This is a genomic window from Paenibacillus sp. FSL W7-1279 (genome assembly GCF_037969845.1).
Classification (GTDB): domain Bacteria; phylum Bacillota; class Bacilli; order Paenibacillales; family Paenibacillaceae; genus Paenibacillus_AQ.
Genome location: NZ_CP150215.1, coordinates 1,285,714 through 1,305,253, shown reverse-complemented (window position 1 = coordinate 1,305,253; position 19,540 = coordinate 1,285,714). Strand labels below are relative to the sequence as shown.

Here is a 19,540-nt window from a genome sequence, read left to right as displayed (position 1 = left end):
TGACACACCTCTTTTTACAGTATACATAATGTTACTATACAACATTAATGTGCGTACTTATTTTTTATATTATTATCACCTATATTATAACTGTACTTATCATTTTGAAATGATCTTAAAATAAAGGAGAGATATCATATGGTGGAAATGAAAGCCGTAGGATTGTATAAATACCTTCCCATTCATCATTCAGAAAGTCTGATCGATATTACAATACCGAAGCCAAAAGCGGAAGGACGCGATATTTTAGTTAAAGTCAATGCCATCTCGATTAATCCGGTTGATGTGAAAGTAAGGGCGCCTAAAGATAAACAAGAGGAAACACCAAAGATTCTTGGATGGGACGCCTCAGGTATTGTAGAAGAAGTTGGGGAAGATTGTAAATTATTCAAACCAGGTGACCAGGTTTATTATGCAGGAAGTATAACTAGACCAGGAACATATAGCGAATATCATTTAGTAGATGAAAGAATCGTTGGTAAGAAACCTGAAACACTTAATGATGCACAAGCAGCTGCATTACCTTTAACCGCCATAACCGCTTGGGAAGGATTATTTGAACGATTAGGTATCGACTTGAACAATACACAAAAAAATAAAGAACGTTCTATTTTAATTATAGGTGGCGCAGGTGGAGTAGGTTCTATAGCTATTCAACTGGCAAAGTTAGCAGGATTAACGGTTATCTCAACAGCTTCCCGACAAGAATCAATAAATTGGTGCAAAAAACTTGGTTCGGACTATGTGATTAATCACTATAAACCTTTTGTTGAACAGTTGGAAGAAATCAACTTGAAAGGTGTTGATTATATCTTTTGTTTAAATAATACGGATCAACACTGGGATCAAATTGCTGCTTCTATACTTCCACAAGGCAAAATTTGTTCGATTGTTGAAACAGCTGAGAAACAAGATTTAAATGTACTCAAGAGTAAAAGTGCTACCTTTGTTTGGGAGTTTATGTTTACGAGAGCCATGTTTCAAACAGAAGACATGCAAGAACAACATCAATTACTTTCTGCCTTATCAGAATTTATCGATCAAAAAAGAATAGTAACGACCCTAACCGACGTACTTAGACCGATTAATGCTGAAAATCTAAAAAAAGCCCATGGAATGGTTGAATCCGGGAAAATGGTTGGGAAAGTTGTTATCGAACATTTCGAATAATTCATTTACACGGATCAAAATCATAAAAGTCCAAAAAAAGCAGTCCAAAACTGGATTCCAGTTTTGCCTGCTTTTTTTGATGCAACGATTGTTCACATTAGCGTAATTGTGTCTACTGAACCTATGATTGCACTCACTTCTTCTTGTTTCTCATAGCGGCGAGCAGCTTCACCTTCCCGTTGGCTCCTTCCACAAAGCGCCGATAGTCGGGGGATTCCACCGGAACGATCGCGATTTGCCCCTTCGCATTGAAATGAATCCCCCACCCGTATTTCTTCGGGAGCATCGATGCTCTCAAGCATGGTTGCGGCTTCCTAAAAAACTCGTCTCGAATCTGGTTCCCTCTCTCGGCTAACTCCGTCTCCGGAATGTTTTTGTGCCGGATATGCACTTCGTACAAGAGCTCCTCCTGGGTATAGGCGTACGGATTATTCGTGATTAACTCAAACTCGATGCCCGGCTTGGTTTTTCCGTCTTTCTTGTCTGGCGGCTGCGTTCCAGTCTCAACGGGGCAATCTGCGGCAACGGTAATAAACGTGTCATAGTAATTCCAATCCATTATCGTTCCTCCTAAACCAATATATATAGCACCGCTCATAACACATCGACTTATTTAAAACTAATTATAACCCTCTATCCCTGACAGAATCGGTCAGTCATTATCGCCGTCTTTTCTTATTCCCCCCATTAAAAAAATGCTTGAACCTCTACCCGCGTCACCTTTTAAGATATGATTCAGACTTCTTATACGAAAGGTGACGAGAATGAAATTAACCACAAGAAAAGAAAAAATGACGGTACAAATCATGCTTGGGACTTCTCTGGTTCTAGGGTTGCCCCAGTGGTTTAAGTATACGTTTTTAATGATTGAAACCTTCATCATATTGTATGCTATGATCTGCATCGCTCTTCAGAAACCTTATCATTATCCGGCAATACCTTACATCAAAAATAAAGAGATCCATCGAAATGAGGCGCTAAAATGTTAGATCAAATGATGACTATCGGACAATTATCGAACCACACTGGCGAATCGGTCAGAACGTTAAGATACTACGACAAAATCGGCTTGTTAACACCCAGCGATTACAAGGATGGCGGACACCGGCTGTACAGTAGGGATGACTTGGTACGTCTCCAACAGATTCAGGCATTGAAATTCATAGGTTTTTCGCTGAAGGATATTGCGAACATATTGCAGTATGCCCATATCGAACAAGAGCAGATCAAAAGCACGATACAATTCAAAAGAAAACAGCTCACTGCGGAGCTAGAAAGAATACAGGATATGATCGACCAATTAAATCATATGGATATGATCATTTCGAATGAAAACTCAGTGGATATCAGATCCTTTTGCTTTATTATGCACTCCATCCTTTGGGAAGAAGAGAATCTGGATGAAAACAAACGGAACCTGTATAAAATCTATAACTTTCGAGATCCAGAGCGATTCAAGCTCGACCAAGAATACTATAGCTTATTCTCAAGAATTAGACACTTAGTCATGTCCAAGACAAGCCCTGAATCTGAAGAAGCGCTAGAATGTATGAGGAGATTGATGTTTCTCCATAAACAAACACTAATCAAGATGGCAAAACTTCAAGAAGATGCTCCCGAGGCTGAAACATTCAATATATTGGATCCATTTACCGATGAGGAAAAAGTCTTCATCAAGGATGCCATGCGCATGATGTCGGAGTCGGAGTAAAACATCCATATCATCATTAAGGTGGGAATACATTGATACAAGATATTTTGCAAAAAGTAGAGCATATTCCAGTTCTTTATCAATTTATAGCTGTGTTCGCAATCTCGTTTATCCCTTTCCTCGAGGCTCATGTAGCGGTGCCTGTGGGAGTGCTGCTGAAGCTCCCGTTCATTCCAATTGCTGTTCTGGCCATCTTGGGCAACTGGCTTTCGGTCTTGACCGTAATCATTTCCTCTTCATGGATCAAATCCAGATTTTTCAATGATAGAAGCGATAGTTTTGTTTATCGACGTTTTCAAAAAGGTAAAGTGTATTTCAATCGATATGGCGTTCCTGGCATTTCCCTATTAGGGCCAATCATTGGGGCTAACCATATAGGCGCATTAATTTGCACGATGGCCAATGCGGATAAGAAAAATATCATCACTTGGCAGACCATTAGTATTATCTTGTGGGCGGTAGGGTCTGGGCTGCTTATTCATTTTGGGAGAGAGTACTTGCTTAGATAGATGATTCATCGTTATATCTTGAGGAGCATTTGAAGACAAATTAATGAAAAAGCGGCTACTAAGATGTCAGAAATAAATCTTGGTCGGCCGCTATTTTTATTAAACTTCGTTTCCAGTTAGCTTATGACATACTTGGTTAGTAGATTGCGAATTGCCTTCTATGCGGTATAACGCGTGTGGTATACTTAGCACAAAAAATTAGAGCGTGACAAGGGAGTTCGTATGAACCATCATAGGATAATAGAACAAGCATTGATTCATATTGAGGAAAATTTAGAAACACCTTTATCCGTGTCATCCGTTGCGCTTACTTTCAATATGTCTAAATATTATTTTCATAGGCTTTTTTCTGCCATGATGGGCTGTTCCTTAAATCAGTACATCCTATCTAGAAGATTGAATGCCGCTTTATCACTCATTTATAACAACAACTTGTCATTAACCGATATTGCTTACCAGTTAGCCTTTGGTACGCAGGCCTCATTCACCCGGGCATTCAAACAACATTACGGCGTAGCTCCAAGCTCGCTAAGAGCAGGGTTCAAACCAATCACTCCGACTCCAATACCTACTGTAGTTAAAAGACCATTTAAAAATATTCATGGTGATATCGTCACGGACTTCACACTGACAGAGTTCAAAGAGACCCGAATCAGCGGGATTGCCTTTGAAGTAGACCTAGCCACCGATGATTACAAGCAGAAGATTCACTCCCATTCAACAATGCTGCTGAATCATATTGATGAAAACATAAATGGTTCTTGTTTTGTCATTTATTCAAACTGTCAACCCAATTCAACCCGGTTCAAAGTGCTGTTTGGAATCCCAAGTGACATTCAAATTCATAAACCCTTTTATTTCACGGTTGATGTACCGACTATTTTTTGTGCGAGGTTCAACTATTTTGGTGACCTGCTTGATATTGGAGAAGTGCTTAAAACAGACTATGCAAGATTCTTAAAGATTTCCAAGCAAGAGTCCGATCAATCGGATATTGAGCTTATCCAAGTTTTTAATGACGTCCACAATCTGGATTCAGCCTACCATATCTATGCACCCATCAAGAAACTTCCTGACGATCTGGACATTTAATGTTGCACATCTCTAATTCGATGCTTACTTACGTTCCGACCAAATAATATATCCGATCCATATCAGAGCAGCTCCCATCGGTATCGCCAATGCCCGATCAAACGGATGGGGGATAATTGCAGCGGCAAAGGTCACTACAGCAGCGAAAGCCAGCAGAATTGCTGCTGGGCGAGGGAAGACTCTGGCACGTAATGCGGCGATGCCTAGCAGGAGACCTCCTAGCATATACAATACACCCGCGAGCGGTGCTAATATTGGGAAGATCCCCAGATGAACCTCGCTGACTGTTCCTCCAAAGAGCCCAACCATTCCTGCCACAAACTTATCAGCATCACTTGTCAACAACGGCAAAACGAATGCTTCGATGAAACTAAAGATTAATGAGATTAACCAGAACAGATTGAATAAAAGGAAACCGATCAGGCCAAGCCACCCCGCTTCTTTCGCTTGGCGTACATAGAATCCCGTAATTCCGATCAGGTTAAAGAACGACATAGCCATAGTCAGGCATGCCACCACTACCCATGAGTTTGTGTGCACAGAAGAGATATCATCTGTCGGGTGGATAAACTGAATGACGATATATAGAATCCCCGCTATTATTGCCATGAATCCTGACCACCGGTTGAGAACATGTGCCGTTATTATTGATTTACTTACCTCTGTATTGAGCTCTATATTCACGATGATTCCTCCACTTCTAGATATTAATCACATGATCGCCACATCTTTCTCGACATGACAGGTTTTCTACTCTAACCATCCAACGAGGATATTTTGAAATTTCTTTGCTACAGCCCCTTCCTTAATCTGTTTGTCGAATATAACTTAACAAATTTAGCCTCCCCTTACTTTTCAGATCTTGCTGTAATTAGTGAAGAAATCGTAAGGAACCTTATAACGAAAAAAAGCACCTCTCTCGAGATGCAAACGAATCTACAATATATTTCCTCCATTCAATCTATTGGACCATAACCATATCAACCATTCCGCAGTTAATTTGTGGTACTCGCTCCCTCAACCTGTCACTGTGCTGACAAATTCGTTCGAAATGCAGGCAAGTTGGTTACTTTCCCCATCTCGCTCAGCAGCTTCTCCATACTTGCTCGCTGAAAGGACGCCAGATATACGGCCAACAGTTCATCCGTCTCTTCTTCGGATACGTCGAGTTCACATACGATCAGCACATCGTCCTTTACGTAGATTTTCCATGCGTTCAGCTCCGACCCTTCTTCTAGCTCATGCTCTCGCTCCAAATGCATACTGCTGCAGTAATCGGACAAGCCCCACATGCTCTCATCAAAAATGGCCCAATAGGGCAGCCGATCCTCAACTCCTAACTGAACCAGTGCCTTGCCAGCGAGAAAACGTTGAAGCGATCGATTTTCCAGCTGCCAATCAGGGGAATTCCACGCGCACAGGTAAACCGGCGGATCCTCCTTCTCCAAATCCTGAATGCGGATCCCGCAATAGATCACGGATTCCTCCACTTGATAGAAGACCAAAAACGCCTTGTCTGTCGTAAAAAAAGTATCATCCGGAATGAACAACTCCTGCAGCTGGAGCGGTTCATATTGGTTATTGCACCCTTGGGTGATGTATGGGGATCGTCCAAAATTTTTATAATATTCCCGCAGCCTCGTCGGCAACGGAAAACCTAGGCTTTGTTCTTTAGCCTGAATATCCGCTTCCGAAATGCCGTGGGTCTCTTTATGATACTCTCCCAATATACGGAGAAGTGTTTCTATATTTGCTTCCATTAGTAGGTGCAACCTCCTTCGAAGTATATCGTTCAACAAGCTTCTGCAAGTTCTTCTAGAGAACATTGATACGTTTCGCATCGAATACAATCTAATTTATTCAATCTAACAATCACGAATTTAATAAGGTTGAGGCTGAAACCCTATTCCAGCCCTCAAGTCCAATTAAATTTAGTATTCGTTCTTTTTCTGAAGCATCAAATTTATCCGTATCTTTTTTAAGACTCCCTTCAAATTCCTTCATGTACTGCTTATTACTCGTGTCCGTAACGTATATATAATTCACATCTTGGATGGTATCTCCGTTCCGAAATTGAAACTGAAAGACATACATTTGTTTTATTTCTTGGGCATTATGCAACTCTTCAGGCTCCCCACTCTTTGCCATTGTGCAGCAGTCTTTAGCAAATCAGGATCACTTTGTACATTGATCAGTTCGGGTTGTACGCGACCGGAGTCATTACGGTACAAATATATATTTACTATCTCCAACGCGCCGGATTCTTCTTCTATTCGATCGTGGTTTCTTGGCGAACAGGAAGTTATGAGGGACGCAACAAGAACAACATACAACAGGACTATTTTTTTGTTAATATGAAACACTCCTACATAACAAGCTTTATCACGTACGTATTTTCCGTATGAGAGATTTTGCATTACACCATATTTTAACATAACCCCTTCAATGGACTCGCATAATTCCTGGTTGACGAAACCAAAATCGAGAAGTATAATCAAATCCATATTAAACTTATAGGAATTATTAAACATTAAAAAGATACCGACCATTCAAATGGAGGTCACAGCCTCAGCAGGATATTCTGCTGGCGTTGTGGCCTTTTTATTTTTGATCATCCTCTTTTTGAAAGCTAGGTGAAGTTGAAGTGATGAGAAAGTTTCTTTCCAACCCATTGATCGGAAAATGTTTGCCTTGGGTTCTCCCCATCTTACTAATCGTTCTGTGGTCCATCTTATCCAATCTTGATGTGATATCGAGGAAAATCCTCCCCCTGCCTCAAGACGTTTTATTTTCTTTCAGGGAGTTGCTGTTGTCAGGAGAATTAATCGAACATATCTCGATCAGCTTTCAAAGAGCGTTCATTGGTTTCTTAATCGGCGGGGGGATCGGTCTTGTACTTGGCTTTATGAACGGCTTATCCTCCATCGCTGAAAAATTGTTAGATACCACGATTCAAATGGTACGCAATGTTCCTCATCTGGCGATGATTCCGCTAGTCGTTCTATGGTTTGGCATTGGCGAGGAGTCAAAAATATTTTTGGTCGCGATCGGCGTGTTATTCCCGGTCTACATCAATACCCTGCACGGCATCCGCTCCGTGGACAACGGTTTGATCGAAATGGGGAACGTATACGGGCTGCGCTCAGCTTCACTATTTTGGAGAGTCGTTCTGCCTGGTGCACTGCCTTCCATTCTAGTCGGACTACGCTACGCCTTAGGCATCATGTGGTTGACCCTAATCGTATCCGAAACGATCGCTACGAATTCGGGCATCGGCTTTCTGGCGATGAATGCAAGAGAATACATGCAAACCGATATCATTCTGCTTACCATTTTGCTTTATGCCTTATTTGGAAAGCTGGCCGATTCCATCGCTAAGCTCTTAGAGAAGCGGTTTTTACAATGGAACCCGAACTATCAAAAGTAAGCTCTGAAAGGATGTGTCGACCTTGAATTCCTCTACCCATGGTGTACATCTTCGTACAACAAGATTACAGAAAAGCTTCGGCGAACAACCTGTACTTCAAGGCATTGAGCTGGACGTGAAGCCAGGAGAGTTCATTGCCATCATCGGGCGAAGCGGCTGCGGGAAAAGCACGTTATTGCGCGTGATCGCCGGATTGGAAACATCCACGTCGGGAGACATATGGATCAATGACCATCCGGTTCAGCAAGTACATCCCGAAACTCGGATGATGTTTCAAGATGCGAGGCTGCTGCCTTGGAATAAGGTCATCGATAATGTAGCGATCGGACTTCGAAAAGAAGACCGTCATAAAGCCGAAGCCGCTTTAGAGCAGGTTGGGCTGAGTGCGCGGGCCAATGAATGGCCGTCCGTGCTGTCCGGCGGCCAGAAACAACGAGTCGCCTTAGCAAGAGCGCTCGCCAGCCAGCCAAAATTATTGCTGCTCGATGAACCTTTAGGAGCGCTCGATGCATTGACCCGCATTGAAATGCAGCAATTAATCGAATCGCTGTGGCAGCAGCAGCAATTCACGACCGTCTTGATTACGCACGATGTCGAAGAGGCTGTCGTTTTGGCCGACCGCGTGGTCCTCATTGAGGAGGGCCGGATCGCGATGGATCGAGCCGTCCCTTTCCCGCGCCCCCGTCAACGGGGAAATGCCGAAGTGGCAGCATTCATCGATCACATCCTGAAACGGGTCATGGGCCTAACCGAAATGGCAAGCCGACATGAAGCAGAAGACCTCCCCTATCCCTTAAAGAAAGGGTCATAGGTTTCTAACACCATCCCGCTTGGGAGGGGATTGCCAAAACACCATTTCTTGAAGGAGGTGGATCACAAGCGAGCGTATGACCGGATGTGAAACCGAAAAAAGAAAGGAGCCCTGAAGCATGCCTACCATCGATAACCCGCAAGAAATCGTTAAGGAAATCAGGATTACACGCTGCCCGGTTCCGACAGCAGCCAGTTTGGCCCTTGACCTCGGACTTCTTCAACAGGAGCTTGAAAAGTCCGGATGTACGGCGGCGGAACTAACGAGAAACGCCAATCACGCTTTGCCTCATGCGCATTTTAATCACACCTTGCCTTTCCTGGTGCGAGAAGGAGGGAACATTCCGGCTTTATGGGCGCGCTCCACCGGGAGCGATACGCGGCTGATCGGACTAAGCTGGGTCGATGAATATCAAGCCATCCTTACCCTCCCTGACTCGGATATTCAGGAGCCTGGCGATTTGCGTGGAAAACGAATCGGGATTCCTCGTCATCGTTATTTAGAGATTGATTTTCGAGCGGCCCAAGCGCTTCGCGGTTTTCATAATGCGCTCTCGCTGGCGAATCTTACGCTGGATGATGTCAACATCGTTCATCTTGAGGCGGTTCCTGAAGGAAGAAGGGATTCATGGAATACCGAAATCGAGGCGCTGCAGCGGCGTGAAATCGATGCCGTTTTTGTCAAAGGAGCTACCGGGCTTGAGGCCGCTCGTACGGCCGCCCTAAAGGAAGTGATCGAGCTCGGGTTCCATCCGGATCCGCTGGTGCGAGTCAACAATGGCGTGCCCCGAACCGTGACGGTCGATACGGCCTTGACGGAGCAGGAGCATATCGTGGAACAAATTCTCACTTCTCTGCTTCGCGCCGCCGATTGGTCCAAAGATCATCCCGATGATTTCATTCGGGTCGTTACGAAAGAAACCGGCGCTTCATCCGAATATGTAGCCTCCGCATATCGTAATATTTCGCTTCGACCGGCACTGCGCGAAGACTATTTAACAGCGCTTGATGCCCAGAGCAGGTTCCTGTTCGAGCATGGTTTTCTCCCGAATCCCGTGAACGTATGGGACTGGAGCCTTCCAGAACCGTTAGCCGCGGCTGAACAAAACATTGCCAAAGGAGTGTCCCTCACATGACTCAAAGTAAAGCAGACGTAACCATCGGCGTTCATCCCAATAATCATTCGTTATTCGTATTGCGCCGCTTAGGCTTTTTAGAAGAGATTCTTAAAGACCATGACGCATCCGTTGCCTGGGTCGATTACACCGATGGAGCGAAGACGCCTCTACGTATCGCCTCCGGAGAAATCGACTTTGGAGGTACAGGCTCTACGCCGCCGTTAACCGCGCAGGCTTCGGATATCGATATTGTGTACGTTGCGGTCTCTAATCCTCGTACAGCTAGCGGAGCTTTGGTCGTTCGCAAAGCAACGCCGGTGCAATCCGTTGCAGATTTGAAGGGTTTGCGCATTGCGCTTTCCGAAGGTTCATGGCATACGAGTTTTCTGGCAACCGCGCTAGATAAAGAAGGCCTTCTTTATGATGATGTCGCTCGAGTTGATATAGGCAATGATGGGGCGAATGCATTGCTGGCCGGGAAAGTGGAGGCTTGGGTCGGCAACGATCCGCAGCTTACGGAGCTGCATAACAAAGGACTCATTCGTACGCTGGTGCCGCTTGAATCCCATATCTCCCATCGTTCCGTATGGTTTGCCAGCCGAGATTTTGCGACGAATCGGCCGCAATTGCTCAAGGCCGTTGTCGAAGCGCTGCAGCAGGCCGATGGTTGGATTCAGGAAAATACGCGCGAAGCCGCAGAGCTGTTTGCCCGGGACCTGCCCCATTGGCCTTCCGTGGATTCATGGGAAGCAGCGCTTCAGCGGAGACCTTGGGGGCTGCAGCCGATTACCGAAGAATTCATAACTGAACAGCAGCGGGTTGCCGACCTGTTAGCACGACAGCATATTTTGCCCAAAGAAATAGTCGTTTCAGAGGCGGTTTTACCTGTCCCCGTAGAAATTGGAGGAGAATAGCATGGCTGTACACAAAGAGAACGTTGAAGTGTATTGGTATTTAACCGCGCCGGATGGCCGCAGTCCTTGGTCAACGGAGGGGGCGCGCAAAATCGATTTGCCTTACCTAAGGCAGATTGCCTCGGCTGTCGACCAATTGGGTTTTACCGGCGCATTGCTGGCAACGGGCCCGCATGATACGTGGGTGCTTGGATCATCCCTCATTTCCAGCACGGACAACATGCGCTTTCTGATCGCTGTTCATCCGCCGTTGATTTCGCCCGTGCTGGCCGCGAAAATGGCGCAAACCTTCGATGATTTTTCCGGAGGACGCGTATTATTAAACATCGTGAACGGAAACACGGCGCAAATGCGCGCCTATGGTTCAACGCTTGGGCATGATGAGCGTTATGCCTACACGGATGAATGGATTCAGGTGTGGAAACAAGCGGTGGCCGGGGAAAACCTGGATTTCCATGGCAAGTATATTACCGCCGAAGGCAAAGCCTTACAGCTCTCCTCCACGCAGAAACCAACGCCGCCCCTGTGGTTCGGCGGATCGTCGCAAGCGGCTCATGTCACGGCAGCCAAGCATATCGATACGTATCTGAGCTGGGGCGAAACGCCTCCGCAAGTCGCCGAGAAGATTCAAGATCTTCAAGCTTTAGCTGCAGAGCAAGGGCGTACGATGCGGTATGGCATCCGGCTGTATCTGATCGTTCGCGATACGGACGAAGAAGCTTGGCAAGAAGCGGATCGGCTGCTCAAGACGATGGATCCGCAAACCGTGGAAAATATGCAGACGATTCTTCGAAATAGCGATTCGGTGGGGCAGCAGCGCATGCTTCGCAATCACAACGGTCAAATCCCGAAAGACGCGCGGGAGCTCGAGATTTATCCGGATTTGTGGGCCGGGATGAGTCTGGTACGACCAGGTCCGGGCACAACGATCGTAGGCAGTCCGGCAACCGTTCTGGCACGCATAAAAGAGTATCAGGATGCGGGCATTTCAACGTTTATTTTCTCCGGTGTTCCATTGCTTGAAGAAGCTTACCGTGTAGGAGAATACATCCTGCCCCATCTACGCGTGAACCGTCAGGCCGCAACCATACAGAAGCAAGAAGAACAGGAGAAGGTTTTCACTTGGGCTCATCAAATCCACTAAATGATCCGGCAAAAAGGGAAGTGTCCTATGCGAAAAATAAGCTTACATGTACTATTCATAATTCTGTTAGTGATGTTATCAGCTTGCGGTAAAGCCGGCCAAGCGCACCAAGCCAATGCTGAGGATGAGGCCGTCCCCGTTCGTCTTGGCATACTGCGGAGTGCCCAGCCATTAAGTTTATCCGATGAAGGTGGTCCCCTCTATAAAAGGCTGGAAGCAGCCGGAGCGAAAGTTGAAAAAACGGGCGGTTTTGCCGCCATGTCTCCGGCGATCGAGGCGTTAAACGCCGGTTCGATCGATATTACGATCGGCTCGATTACGGCGGCCATTAGCGCCCTTGTCGGAGGCTCCTCGGAATTCACCATTTTTACGAAGCAGCAAGGCGATCTTCATAATCAAGGCATTGTGGCCAAGCCGGAAGCGGGCATTAAGGGTCCTTCCGACCTTCGGGGTAAAAGAATCGCTGTAAACCGCGGAGGCACGGGCGAATACCTACTATATAAAGCGCTGGAGAAAGGCGGACTCGATGCAAGCGAAGTCGAGATCGTCTATCTTCCGCCAACGGAAGCGGGACCTGCCTTTGAAAGCGGGCAAGTCGATGCTTGGGCGACATGGGGTTCGTTTACGGCCGTGGCGCTCGTCGACTTCGGGGCAGAGCTGGTCATTTCCGCAGGCGACATCGAATCCGAGAACGATACGGTGTATATTGTGCGAAACGGCTTCCTGAAGGAGCATCCTGAGCTCGTCCATGAAGTGTTCGAAGGCTTGAATGAAGAGTCCGCGCTTCTATCCGACGACGTCGATCACACCGTCCAATTAATTCAGGACATCCAAGGCGTCTCCGAACCCGTCGCGCGTCAGCAGCTGGAAGGCTCTTTATACCCGTTTGACCCGATTGATGACACCGTCCGCCAACGTTGGCAAGAGGTGGCCGATTATATGTTTGAAAAAGGGATTATTCCGAATGAAGTGGATGTCCTATCCAATACGGTGGATGTGAGGACGTTGAAGTGAGGCCGCTTGAGGCAAGCTGTGAGGAGCGGTGAGCGTCAGACATTGTTCGGTAAAAATTCCAGTATCCAACCATTTGAGGACACTAGGTCTGTTTAGGACTTGGTGTCCTTTTTTTTGTTTTTACGATTGGCCTAGCAATGAACCAAAACAAAAAGAAATAAGGCGCTTATCCAACTCTAATAAATCATTTGTTCTATCCATGACGATACCACTCTAAAATGAGTTGGGGAATGCAGTTTCGGTTCACCGATTCTAGCAGCTTCACTTGCAGCGATTCTGTTGAATAAATTGCTGCCAAGTGCAAAGTAGTATTTGTAGAGCGATGTAATTGAAGCCTTATGTAAGTTTAACAGGGCTGCCTTCAAATAGACTACGTTCATCGTAGACTTTGGGGGCAGTCTTTTATATATGTGTATTTTGGATTAGCTGATATTAGGCGGTAGTCATAAACAGTATTCGATTTTTCAAGTACGTATTTCCTCAGTTAAGTAATCCATATTCCCCCCCTGCAGTAGCTCAGTTTACTTTCCAAAATTAAGAGACCTTCATTAATCGAGAAGAGAAAAATATTGTAATTTAATAGAAGATTTTTGTATTTGCAAATAAGATATGTGTTTTATTTCATTGATCATATTGTATTTAATGATAAAATATAGCAACTTTTGTTCTTCTTTTGGGAAATGGTTGTAAATATGGGATTTCATCTCTCTTTATTAAGTAGGAATGTTCTCTTCAAAAAAGGAAGGGGGTCTTATTTTGAAAAAGAAAGAGGAAATAAATCGTCGGTTTATCACGTATATGGCCAATCTTATTTACTACAACTCTATTAATTACGACAAAAAGAGACGAATGAAGGAAAACCGATTTCCTCTGATGCTAGACAACAACGAAAATCAAGATTCAGCATTATTTACAGTTTACGATTCAGAATCTGTACCACCAAATTTAAAAGATCACATTACAGATCATCTACTTCATCAAGCATATGAATCCCTCCCAGCACAACAACAAATGATTCTATCTTACGCTTACGTACAAAAACTAACTGACAAGGAAATAGCCCGGAGATTGGGAGTATCCCAACAGAATATCTCGAAACACCGATTAAAAGCGCTAGCTAAATTGCGCCGGTTAATTACGCAAGGGTGAGGAACGATGTCGGAGGTTGATTTCGTTACTGATTTGATATTGAAGAATGAAATTAAAAAAACGTAAAGAAGTGATTTTATGATGGCCGAATTGTTAGTACAGGCTCAGCAACTTCATGACCAAGATGCAACACTACATATTCTGGAATCTTTCACACCAAAGATTAAAGCCTCCTTGTTACAAGTTCCTCCCGATCATCGAGAAGATTTAAAACAAGAACTCTATGTAAAAATGATCGAGGTTATACAAACTTTTGATATTAGTGAATTGATATAAAATTCGAGAGTGGTTGTAAAATCAGATGCTCATTTCACTTTATATAGTGAGACGCCGGTGATCTACAAAAACTTTATGGAGGTAACAATTTATGGCGATTGGTGACAAACTAACTTCGAGAGACCAGCTTTACGGACGTGACAGTGTCGATTTGTTGGCAAGAACACTGTATGGTGAAACGGAAAATGACTCAGATTCACGTGTAGGTGTTGCTTACGTCATTATGAACCGTAAAAATTATACGGGGAAGCCTTTTGGTAACCTAAATACGATCGAAGCAGTTGTGCTCCAACAAGGTGCTTTTAGTTGTTTTTGGGATCATAACTTAGCTAAATGTCTTGCGCCAGACACAAGCAGTGCCATATGGAGAAACTGTGTTAACGTTGCTCAAAACCTAAGCAGCTTTAGGAACCCTATTAACGATAAACGTTATTACACAGTAGCCAAGCTCTTTAATTCACTCTCTTATACTTCTGGAGGGAAACTCTGGTATAAAATGCCTGGTGCCAGAGTAGATGTGGTAGAGGTTACTTCGAAAATACAAGTTGGTGACCACATGTTCTTCAACATCGTCGAGCCTTAAGTAAAAAAAGGAGCTGGTGGTTGCCAGCTTCTTTTTTTACTTTTCAGAATCAAATTCTATTTTCTCAGCTTTAAATTCGTTGCTTGTACTATCGTAGCTATAAGTGATTATAACGGAACCGACAAATTCTATTTGTTTAACATTCCCAGCAACAGTGGCAACAATTTTTTGATTCTCTATTGAATAAATATTTATAGCCCCAAAAATAAGCTTATCGGAATAGTTATCATCTTGTGTAGGATAAGTTGTTTTATATTCTTTACCTTGAGTGTTAACTGTTATGTCCAGCGCATCCGCTTTTTGAATTACTTTAGAATCCACTTCTTCTTTAGCAACATCCAACGCATTAGGTACTTTAATTTCGGACAAGTCTTCCGCATGAAGTACATGAATGTCATAAGTATTAAACTCTGTCCCTCGACCGGTCTGGATCAGGATTACAGCTTCTTCCTTACCGTCACCCGTTAGATCAGTATAGAGTAGCTGTGGTTTAGTTCCTGTATCTACGATGTTCCAATCGAATTCTTTCTGTTTCCCGTTAATATCAACCCTAACCCCTTGAACTTCACCGTCTGTTTCGTTGACAGCATAAAGTTTTACGTTCTTATTTTCCGAAGCTGTAATCAGTTTTTCTTTTTCATTAGTGTTTTGTACCGGCTGCGTTGTTACCTGTTTACTGGGAGACTCACCCGTCAACCCTTGATTAGCACTACCACTATCATCTGAACCACACCCCGAAAGCAAAACAGCACTCACCAACATAAATTCACCAATTTCTTTTTTCAATCTCCTTGTGCCCCTTTCATCGTACCTAGCAGAAATTATATCAAAGCAAATAAGAAGAGGAATTACATAATAATAACAATATTTAATAATAAAGTTAAATTTATGTTAACAAACCTCTATCATCACTTCAAGTAATACGGCCATTTTAACAGATCATTCCAAGGCAAGGGCGAATTCATATTCTATTTTGAGAAATGGTTGTGAAAATGGGGCTTCATCTCTCTTTATTAGGCAGGCGTGATCTCTTCAGATCATATTACCGATCATTTACTTTATTAAGCTTATGAATCCTTCCCAACCAACAACAACTGATTCTATCTTACGCTTAAATGCAAAAACTAAATAAATTTCGGAGTATCCCAACAGAATCTCTCGAAACACCACTTAAAAGTACTAGCTAATTTAAGTCGGTTAATAACGAAAGGGTGAGGAATGATGTCGGAGGTTGATTTTGCTACTTTTATAGCTAATTTAGGGTTTCCCATTGCAATTACTTCGTATCTACTTATTCGTTTTGAAAAAAAAATATCTGATTTAAGCGAGGCTATTAATGGATTGAAGAATGAAATACAAAAAAACGTGAAGAAGTGATTTTAGTAAAACTCAGCAACATGACGATCAGAATGCATCATTACAAATTCTAGAATCTTTCACTTCAAAGATAAAAGCCTCCCTGTCACAGGTCCCATCCAATCATCGAGAAAATCTAAAACAAGAACTCTATGTAAAAATGATCGAGGTTATGCAAACTCTTGATATTAGTGAATTGAAATAAAATTCGAGAACGGTTGTAAAATCAGATGTTCATTTCTCTTTATATAGTAGAACGCCAACAATAAAAGCGTTCAATAAAAAACTCAAGGAGGTCATTTAAAATGGCTTGTGCAGCAAACATTAGTAATACTGTCAATGGATCGATCACTTACAATGGAACACGTTACGATATTCTTGCATTAGCTAAATGGGTATCTTATCAAAGTTGGAGGAAAAGCGGTGGACTTAACGGAATGCCCGTTGCAATGATCATAACACAATGGGGATTCGAGCATGGATGGGGAACAGCTGGACTCGCAGATATTCAAGCGACACTTAATTTCGCCTTCCAACGTTCAGCTTGCGGATACAGTGGAACTTATGATAATTCCAGACCATCTGGACGTAATTTGATTTTTTCTACTCTTCGAGATGGAATTTCTGCTTACGCCAAACTGATGATAGAAGGTTATATCCACGTTCGCTATGCTTACTCTAGAGCTGGAGGTAACGCACCTGGCATTCGTGCTGCTGTAAAAGCTCTACAAGATGGTTATGATCCGAATTACACTGGACCAGCCTCTGGTTTCTGTCATACTCAAGTATTTGCTCTAAACAGCTATGCAACAAGACGAATTTGGGCAGAACATCCTTACCCTGGCATGGACACAACGATTACTAACAGCAATAATACATGTCTGAATAGTCTAATGTACATCCAAAAAACAGATCCTAATGTATACGGACTTCCGAATTTGTATTAATTATCTTATTGAAAATGCACTATCAAGGTTGATAGTGCATTTCCAATCAATCTATTCTGATACGAACTGCTTCTTGGAAATATCCAATGAGTAGACTATTTTTTCAATAGCTTGTTCATCGTTTTCTCCTTCAGTATTTCTAGTAGACACAACCAACTTGCCATCTTCATTATGTGGGAAGGTATCAATTGCATAATTAACAGTTTCTCGGTCGTTATTTCCTGTTTTGAATGTTAATGGAAAAACGTCTCCATTCTCTTTATCTATACCAAATGCATATGAGTTATATCCTCTAGAAGCGGTATATTCCGGAGTAAGAAGATAAATATCAACTTTATCAAAACTGATCTTCTCAAAAGAAACGGTTTTATCGGTTTTCTGTACAAATATGAAATCATTTAATTCCTTAATCACTTTTTCGGAACCATCATGTTTAAATATTACATTATAATTTCCTCTAAAAGTGAAGTCGCCTTCTGCTCCAAAAACGCTAGGCACCTCAATGTGTCCAATTTCCTCCTTGCCGTTGGATACAACCTGGAGTTCTCCATGCTCAGTACTCACTCGAGCTCGGACAGCTTGGTTCTCCGCAATGGAATCCAGTTTAATACTGTATCCATTATCGGGAAATTGAGAGGTTAATTCTTTATTATTAGTCCCCTGGCTCTGAGTATTCGGAGTCGGAGTGTCTCGAGATACTGAGGGCTGCTCATTTCCACAAGCAGTCAGCAAGGTACCACACAAAATAACGGCATTTAACATCAAGATAGGCTTCTTAATAATTTTATTTCCCTTCTTTCGATTCATTGTTGAATTTAATATAGATCAGTATACATGATTCACAAACCAAAAAGTTGATAATATGTCATTTTATATTTAAAAAATAGTAACGAATGGAATTAATCAATCTATATGGTATATGGGGGCGATAAAAGTGGTTTGTCGAGATCATTTGATCAAAAGCATCCAAGCTGTACATGTAGCAGTCAGAGCATATTCTAAATGTATATCTAGCGATGAAACAAATGATACTGATAAGCAAGAGCAAGAAGTGTTCCAACGGTTTGGTTTAGAATTGTCTACACAACTAGCCACTCTCCGCAGGATGTACATTGATAAATTCAACATCGATCCTATAACCGGAAGACCACAGGAAATATTGATACCTTGTAATTGTAGTAAAGTCGAATAGAATCTCAAAAACTTTCGTTCTACCTATCGCTGCTTGTCACGCTGGTCGGATTGGTCGGATTGGTCGTAACAATTGTCTTAGCATTGAACCAAAACAAAAAGAAATAGGCCGCCCTAGGCAAGGGTGACGACTTATTTCTGAACCTTGTACAGCCTACCACCCTTCGTTTAAAGGTAGCTTATCACGCAGGCCATTAAAGTATCTTTGATCCGTCCTCACCTTCACCCGTCCCTAAGTATCGTCCTAGCTTGCATTATGCCATGAATTCCATTAACTTATTTTTGATAGCTTCATTTATTAAACATGATCATACATGCAGTTGAAGGAGGATTGGGAAAGGCTTGAATCGCAAAAGGAACCGATATATCATAGCCATCTTCATGGCCTTCGCTGCCCTTTTTACCGGCTGCAGCACGTCCGTCAAACAAACCGTCCCGCTGAACACGGACCCTGAATCGATGTTAAGCGTAATCTATGATTTAGAAGGGATCAAATCCGCTGGGTCCGTGAACACGGAACCTTTGACAGAAATCTCGGAGATCGAAGAAAATATCAGCATCCGCTACCAATACGTTTTCTTGGTGAAAGATGCCGTCAATCAGAATAATCAAGCCGTTCCGGATCGGCTGTATGTTGTTTCTGCGGTCGAGAATACGAGGAAGGATCGGGAAATCAGCGTCCAGTACATCGACGGCTCCATCAATGGGGAAATAGTTAAGAACAACCCGCGGCATCTTCCCATTACCGTAAACCTATGCCAAGATGATTCCAAATCTCCTTGCGGGGCTGAGGATTCGAAGACTTATAAAGCGAATGCGATTGTTTTTTCGTTGGACCAATTCCCCGCATTTCATTCGCACGGCAATGTCGTTGATATTAGCGTGAAGTATGCATTAGGTAAGAGTAAAAAAGAGCTTCGAGAGCAATTTCTAAGTGATTCGGGGTTGCAGGAAACTGACAAGGCGATCGTTTCCCTGAAGCTGCCGGACACATTCGTGAAATAACCACCGAAAAATATGAATTCGTTGCCGAGGGCACGAGGTCTGCTTAGGACTTGATGTCCTTTTTTTCTGCTTTAACGGTTGACCTAGCATTGAACAATAAAAGAAATAGGTTGCCCGTGGACGG

General features: G+C 43.3%; 21 protein-coding genes. 16 read left to right on the top strand and 5 right to left on the bottom strand.

Annotated elements, in window-relative coordinates; translation table 11 throughout:
* The first annotated feature begins 147 nt into the window (after nucleotides 1-147).
* Nucleotides 148-1,170 (top strand): zinc-binding alcohol dehydrogenase family protein, encoded by a 1,023-nt coding sequence (locus MKY82_RS05555; protein ID WP_194545056.1) that lies wholly within the window; start codon nucleotides 148-150, stop codon nucleotides 1,168-1,170.
* A 133-nt stretch (nucleotides 1,171-1,303) separates the two neighbouring features.
* Here the strand turns inward: MKY82_RS05555 and MKY82_RS05550 are convergent, their stop codons facing one another.
* The gene (locus MKY82_RS05550) at nucleotides 1,304-1,729 is read right to left on the bottom strand and encodes a DUF6157 family protein (RefSeq protein ID WP_083397661.1); all 426 of its coding nucleotides are present in this window, start codon (nucleotides 1,727-1,729) and stop codon (nucleotides 1,304-1,306) included.
* A gap of 423 nt (nucleotides 1,730-2,152) precedes the next feature.
* Here MKY82_RS05550 and MKY82_RS05545 point away from each other — a divergent pair, with 423 nt between their 5' ends.
* The 3 genes from MKY82_RS05545 to MKY82_RS05535 all read left to right on the top strand — a co-directional run bounded on the left by MKY82_RS05545 (nucleotide 2,153) and on the right by MKY82_RS05535 (nucleotide 4,482).
* Nucleotides 2,153-2,881, top strand: a complete 729-nt coding sequence (locus MKY82_RS05545; protein ID WP_194541096.1) for a MerR family transcriptional regulator — start codon at nucleotides 2,153-2,155, stop codon at nucleotides 2,879-2,881.
* 32 nt (nucleotides 2,882-2,913) lie between these two features.
* Nucleotides 2,914-3,390 (top strand): small multi-drug export protein, encoded by a 477-nt coding sequence (locus MKY82_RS05540; RefSeq protein ID WP_339221979.1) that lies wholly within the window; start codon nucleotides 2,914-2,916, stop codon nucleotides 3,388-3,390.
* 222 nt (nucleotides 3,391-3,612) lie between these two features.
* Entirely contained in the window at nucleotides 3,613-4,482 is an 870-nt protein-coding gene (locus MKY82_RS05535; RefSeq protein ID WP_339295691.1) for an AraC family transcriptional regulator, read from the top strand.
* Nucleotides 4,483-4,506: 24 nt separating this feature from the next.
* On the opposite strand, the gene MKY82_RS05530 is transcribed toward MKY82_RS05535, so the two are convergent.
* Nucleotides 4,507-5,166 carry a hypothetical protein gene (locus tag MKY82_RS05530; RefSeq protein WP_220686435.1) on the bottom strand — a complete coding sequence of 220 codons (660 nt, stop codon included), beginning with the start codon at nucleotides 5,164-5,166 and terminating at the stop codon, nucleotides 4,507-4,509.
* Nucleotides 5,167-5,507: 341 nt separating this feature from the next.
* Nucleotides 5,508-6,242 carry an SMI1/KNR4 family protein gene (locus MKY82_RS05525; RefSeq protein ID WP_339295690.1) on the bottom strand — a complete coding sequence of 245 codons (735 nt, stop codon included), beginning with the start codon at nucleotides 6,240-6,242 and terminating at the stop codon, nucleotides 5,508-5,510.
* An 887-nt stretch (nucleotides 6,243-7,129) separates the two neighbouring features.
* Between MKY82_RS05525 and ssuC the strand changes: the two genes are divergently transcribed.
* From ssuC to MKY82_RS05480, 9 genes are all read left to right on the top strand, one after another.
* A complete protein-coding gene (gene ssuC, locus MKY82_RS05520; RefSeq protein ID WP_220686437.1) occupies nucleotides 7,130-7,909 on the top strand; it encodes an aliphatic sulfonate ABC transporter permease SsuC in 780 nt (259 codons plus the stop codon).
* 13 nt (nucleotides 7,910-7,922) lie between these two features.
* On the top strand, nucleotides 7,923-8,720 hold the full coding sequence (locus MKY82_RS05515) for an ATP-binding cassette domain-containing protein (RefSeq protein ID WP_339295689.1): 798 nt from the start codon (nucleotides 7,923-7,925) through the stop codon (nucleotides 8,718-8,720).
* 118 nt (nucleotides 8,721-8,838) lie between these two features.
* The gene (locus tag MKY82_RS05510) at nucleotides 8,839-9,855 is read left to right on the top strand and encodes an ABC transporter substrate-binding protein (protein ID WP_339295688.1); all 1,017 of its coding nucleotides are present in this window, start codon (nucleotides 8,839-8,841) and stop codon (nucleotides 9,853-9,855) included.
* Nucleotides 9,852-10,751, top strand: a complete 900-nt coding sequence (locus tag MKY82_RS05505) for an aliphatic sulfonate ABC transporter substrate-binding protein (protein ID WP_339295687.1) — start codon at nucleotides 9,852-9,854, stop codon at nucleotides 10,749-10,751. Before MKY82_RS05510 ends, MKY82_RS05505 begins: the two co-directional genes overlap by 4 nt.
* A gap of 1 nt (nucleotide 10,752) precedes the next feature.
* Entirely contained in the window at nucleotides 10,753-11,895 is a 1,143-nt protein-coding gene (locus MKY82_RS05500) for an LLM class flavin-dependent oxidoreductase (protein ID WP_339295686.1), read from the top strand.
* Between the two features lie 27 nt (nucleotides 11,896-11,922).
* Nucleotides 11,923-12,909, top strand: coding sequence for an aliphatic sulfonate ABC transporter substrate-binding protein (locus tag MKY82_RS05495; RefSeq protein WP_339295685.1), 987 nt, complete (start codon nucleotides 11,923-11,925; stop codon nucleotides 12,907-12,909).
* A gap of 756 nt (nucleotides 12,910-13,665) precedes the next feature.
* Nucleotides 13,666-14,058: a sigma-70 family RNA polymerase sigma factor gene (locus MKY82_RS05490; RefSeq protein ID WP_194541085.1), complete on the top strand. Its 393-nt coding sequence runs from the start codon at nucleotides 13,666-13,668 to the stop codon at nucleotides 14,056-14,058.
* 78 nt (nucleotides 14,059-14,136) lie between these two features.
* Nucleotides 14,137-14,334 (top strand): helix-turn-helix domain-containing protein, encoded by a 198-nt coding sequence (locus tag MKY82_RS05485; protein ID WP_194541084.1) that lies wholly within the window; start codon nucleotides 14,137-14,139, stop codon nucleotides 14,332-14,334.
* 91 nt (nucleotides 14,335-14,425) lie between these two features.
* Complete coding sequence (locus tag MKY82_RS05480; RefSeq protein ID WP_194541083.1) at nucleotides 14,426-14,917, top strand: cell wall hydrolase; 492 nt, start codon at nucleotides 14,426-14,428, stop codon at nucleotides 14,915-14,917.
* Between the two features lie 36 nt (nucleotides 14,918-14,953).
* Here MKY82_RS05480 and MKY82_RS05475 read toward each other — a convergent pair whose 3' ends face one another.
* A complete protein-coding gene (locus tag MKY82_RS05475; protein WP_339295684.1) occupies nucleotides 14,954-15,703 on the bottom strand; it encodes a hypothetical protein in 750 nt (249 codons plus the stop codon).
* 432 nt (nucleotides 15,704-16,135) lie between these two features.
* On the opposite strand from MKY82_RS05475, the gene MKY82_RS05470 reads away from it, so the two are divergent.
* Nucleotides 16,136-16,294, top strand: a complete 159-nt coding sequence (locus MKY82_RS05470; RefSeq protein ID WP_336245426.1) for a YvrJ family protein — start codon at nucleotides 16,136-16,138, stop codon at nucleotides 16,292-16,294.
* Nucleotides 16,295-16,578: 284 nt separating this feature from the next.
* The gene (locus MKY82_RS05465) at nucleotides 16,579-17,220 is read left to right on the top strand and encodes a hypothetical protein (protein ID WP_339295683.1); all 642 of its coding nucleotides are present in this window, start codon (nucleotides 16,579-16,581) and stop codon (nucleotides 17,218-17,220) included.
* 51 nt (nucleotides 17,221-17,271) lie between these two features.
* Here MKY82_RS05465 and MKY82_RS05460 read toward each other — a convergent pair whose 3' ends face one another.
* Entirely contained in the window at nucleotides 17,272-17,982 is a 711-nt protein-coding gene (locus MKY82_RS05460) for a hypothetical protein (protein ID WP_339295682.1), read from the bottom strand.
* Nucleotides 17,983-18,753: 771 nt separating this feature from the next.
* Between MKY82_RS05460 and MKY82_RS05455 the strand changes: the two genes are divergently transcribed.
* Complete coding sequence (locus MKY82_RS05455) at nucleotides 18,754-19,416, top strand: hypothetical protein (RefSeq protein WP_339295681.1); 663 nt, start codon at nucleotides 18,754-18,756, stop codon at nucleotides 19,414-19,416.
* The last annotated feature ends 124 nt before the right edge of the window (nucleotides 19,417-19,540 follow it).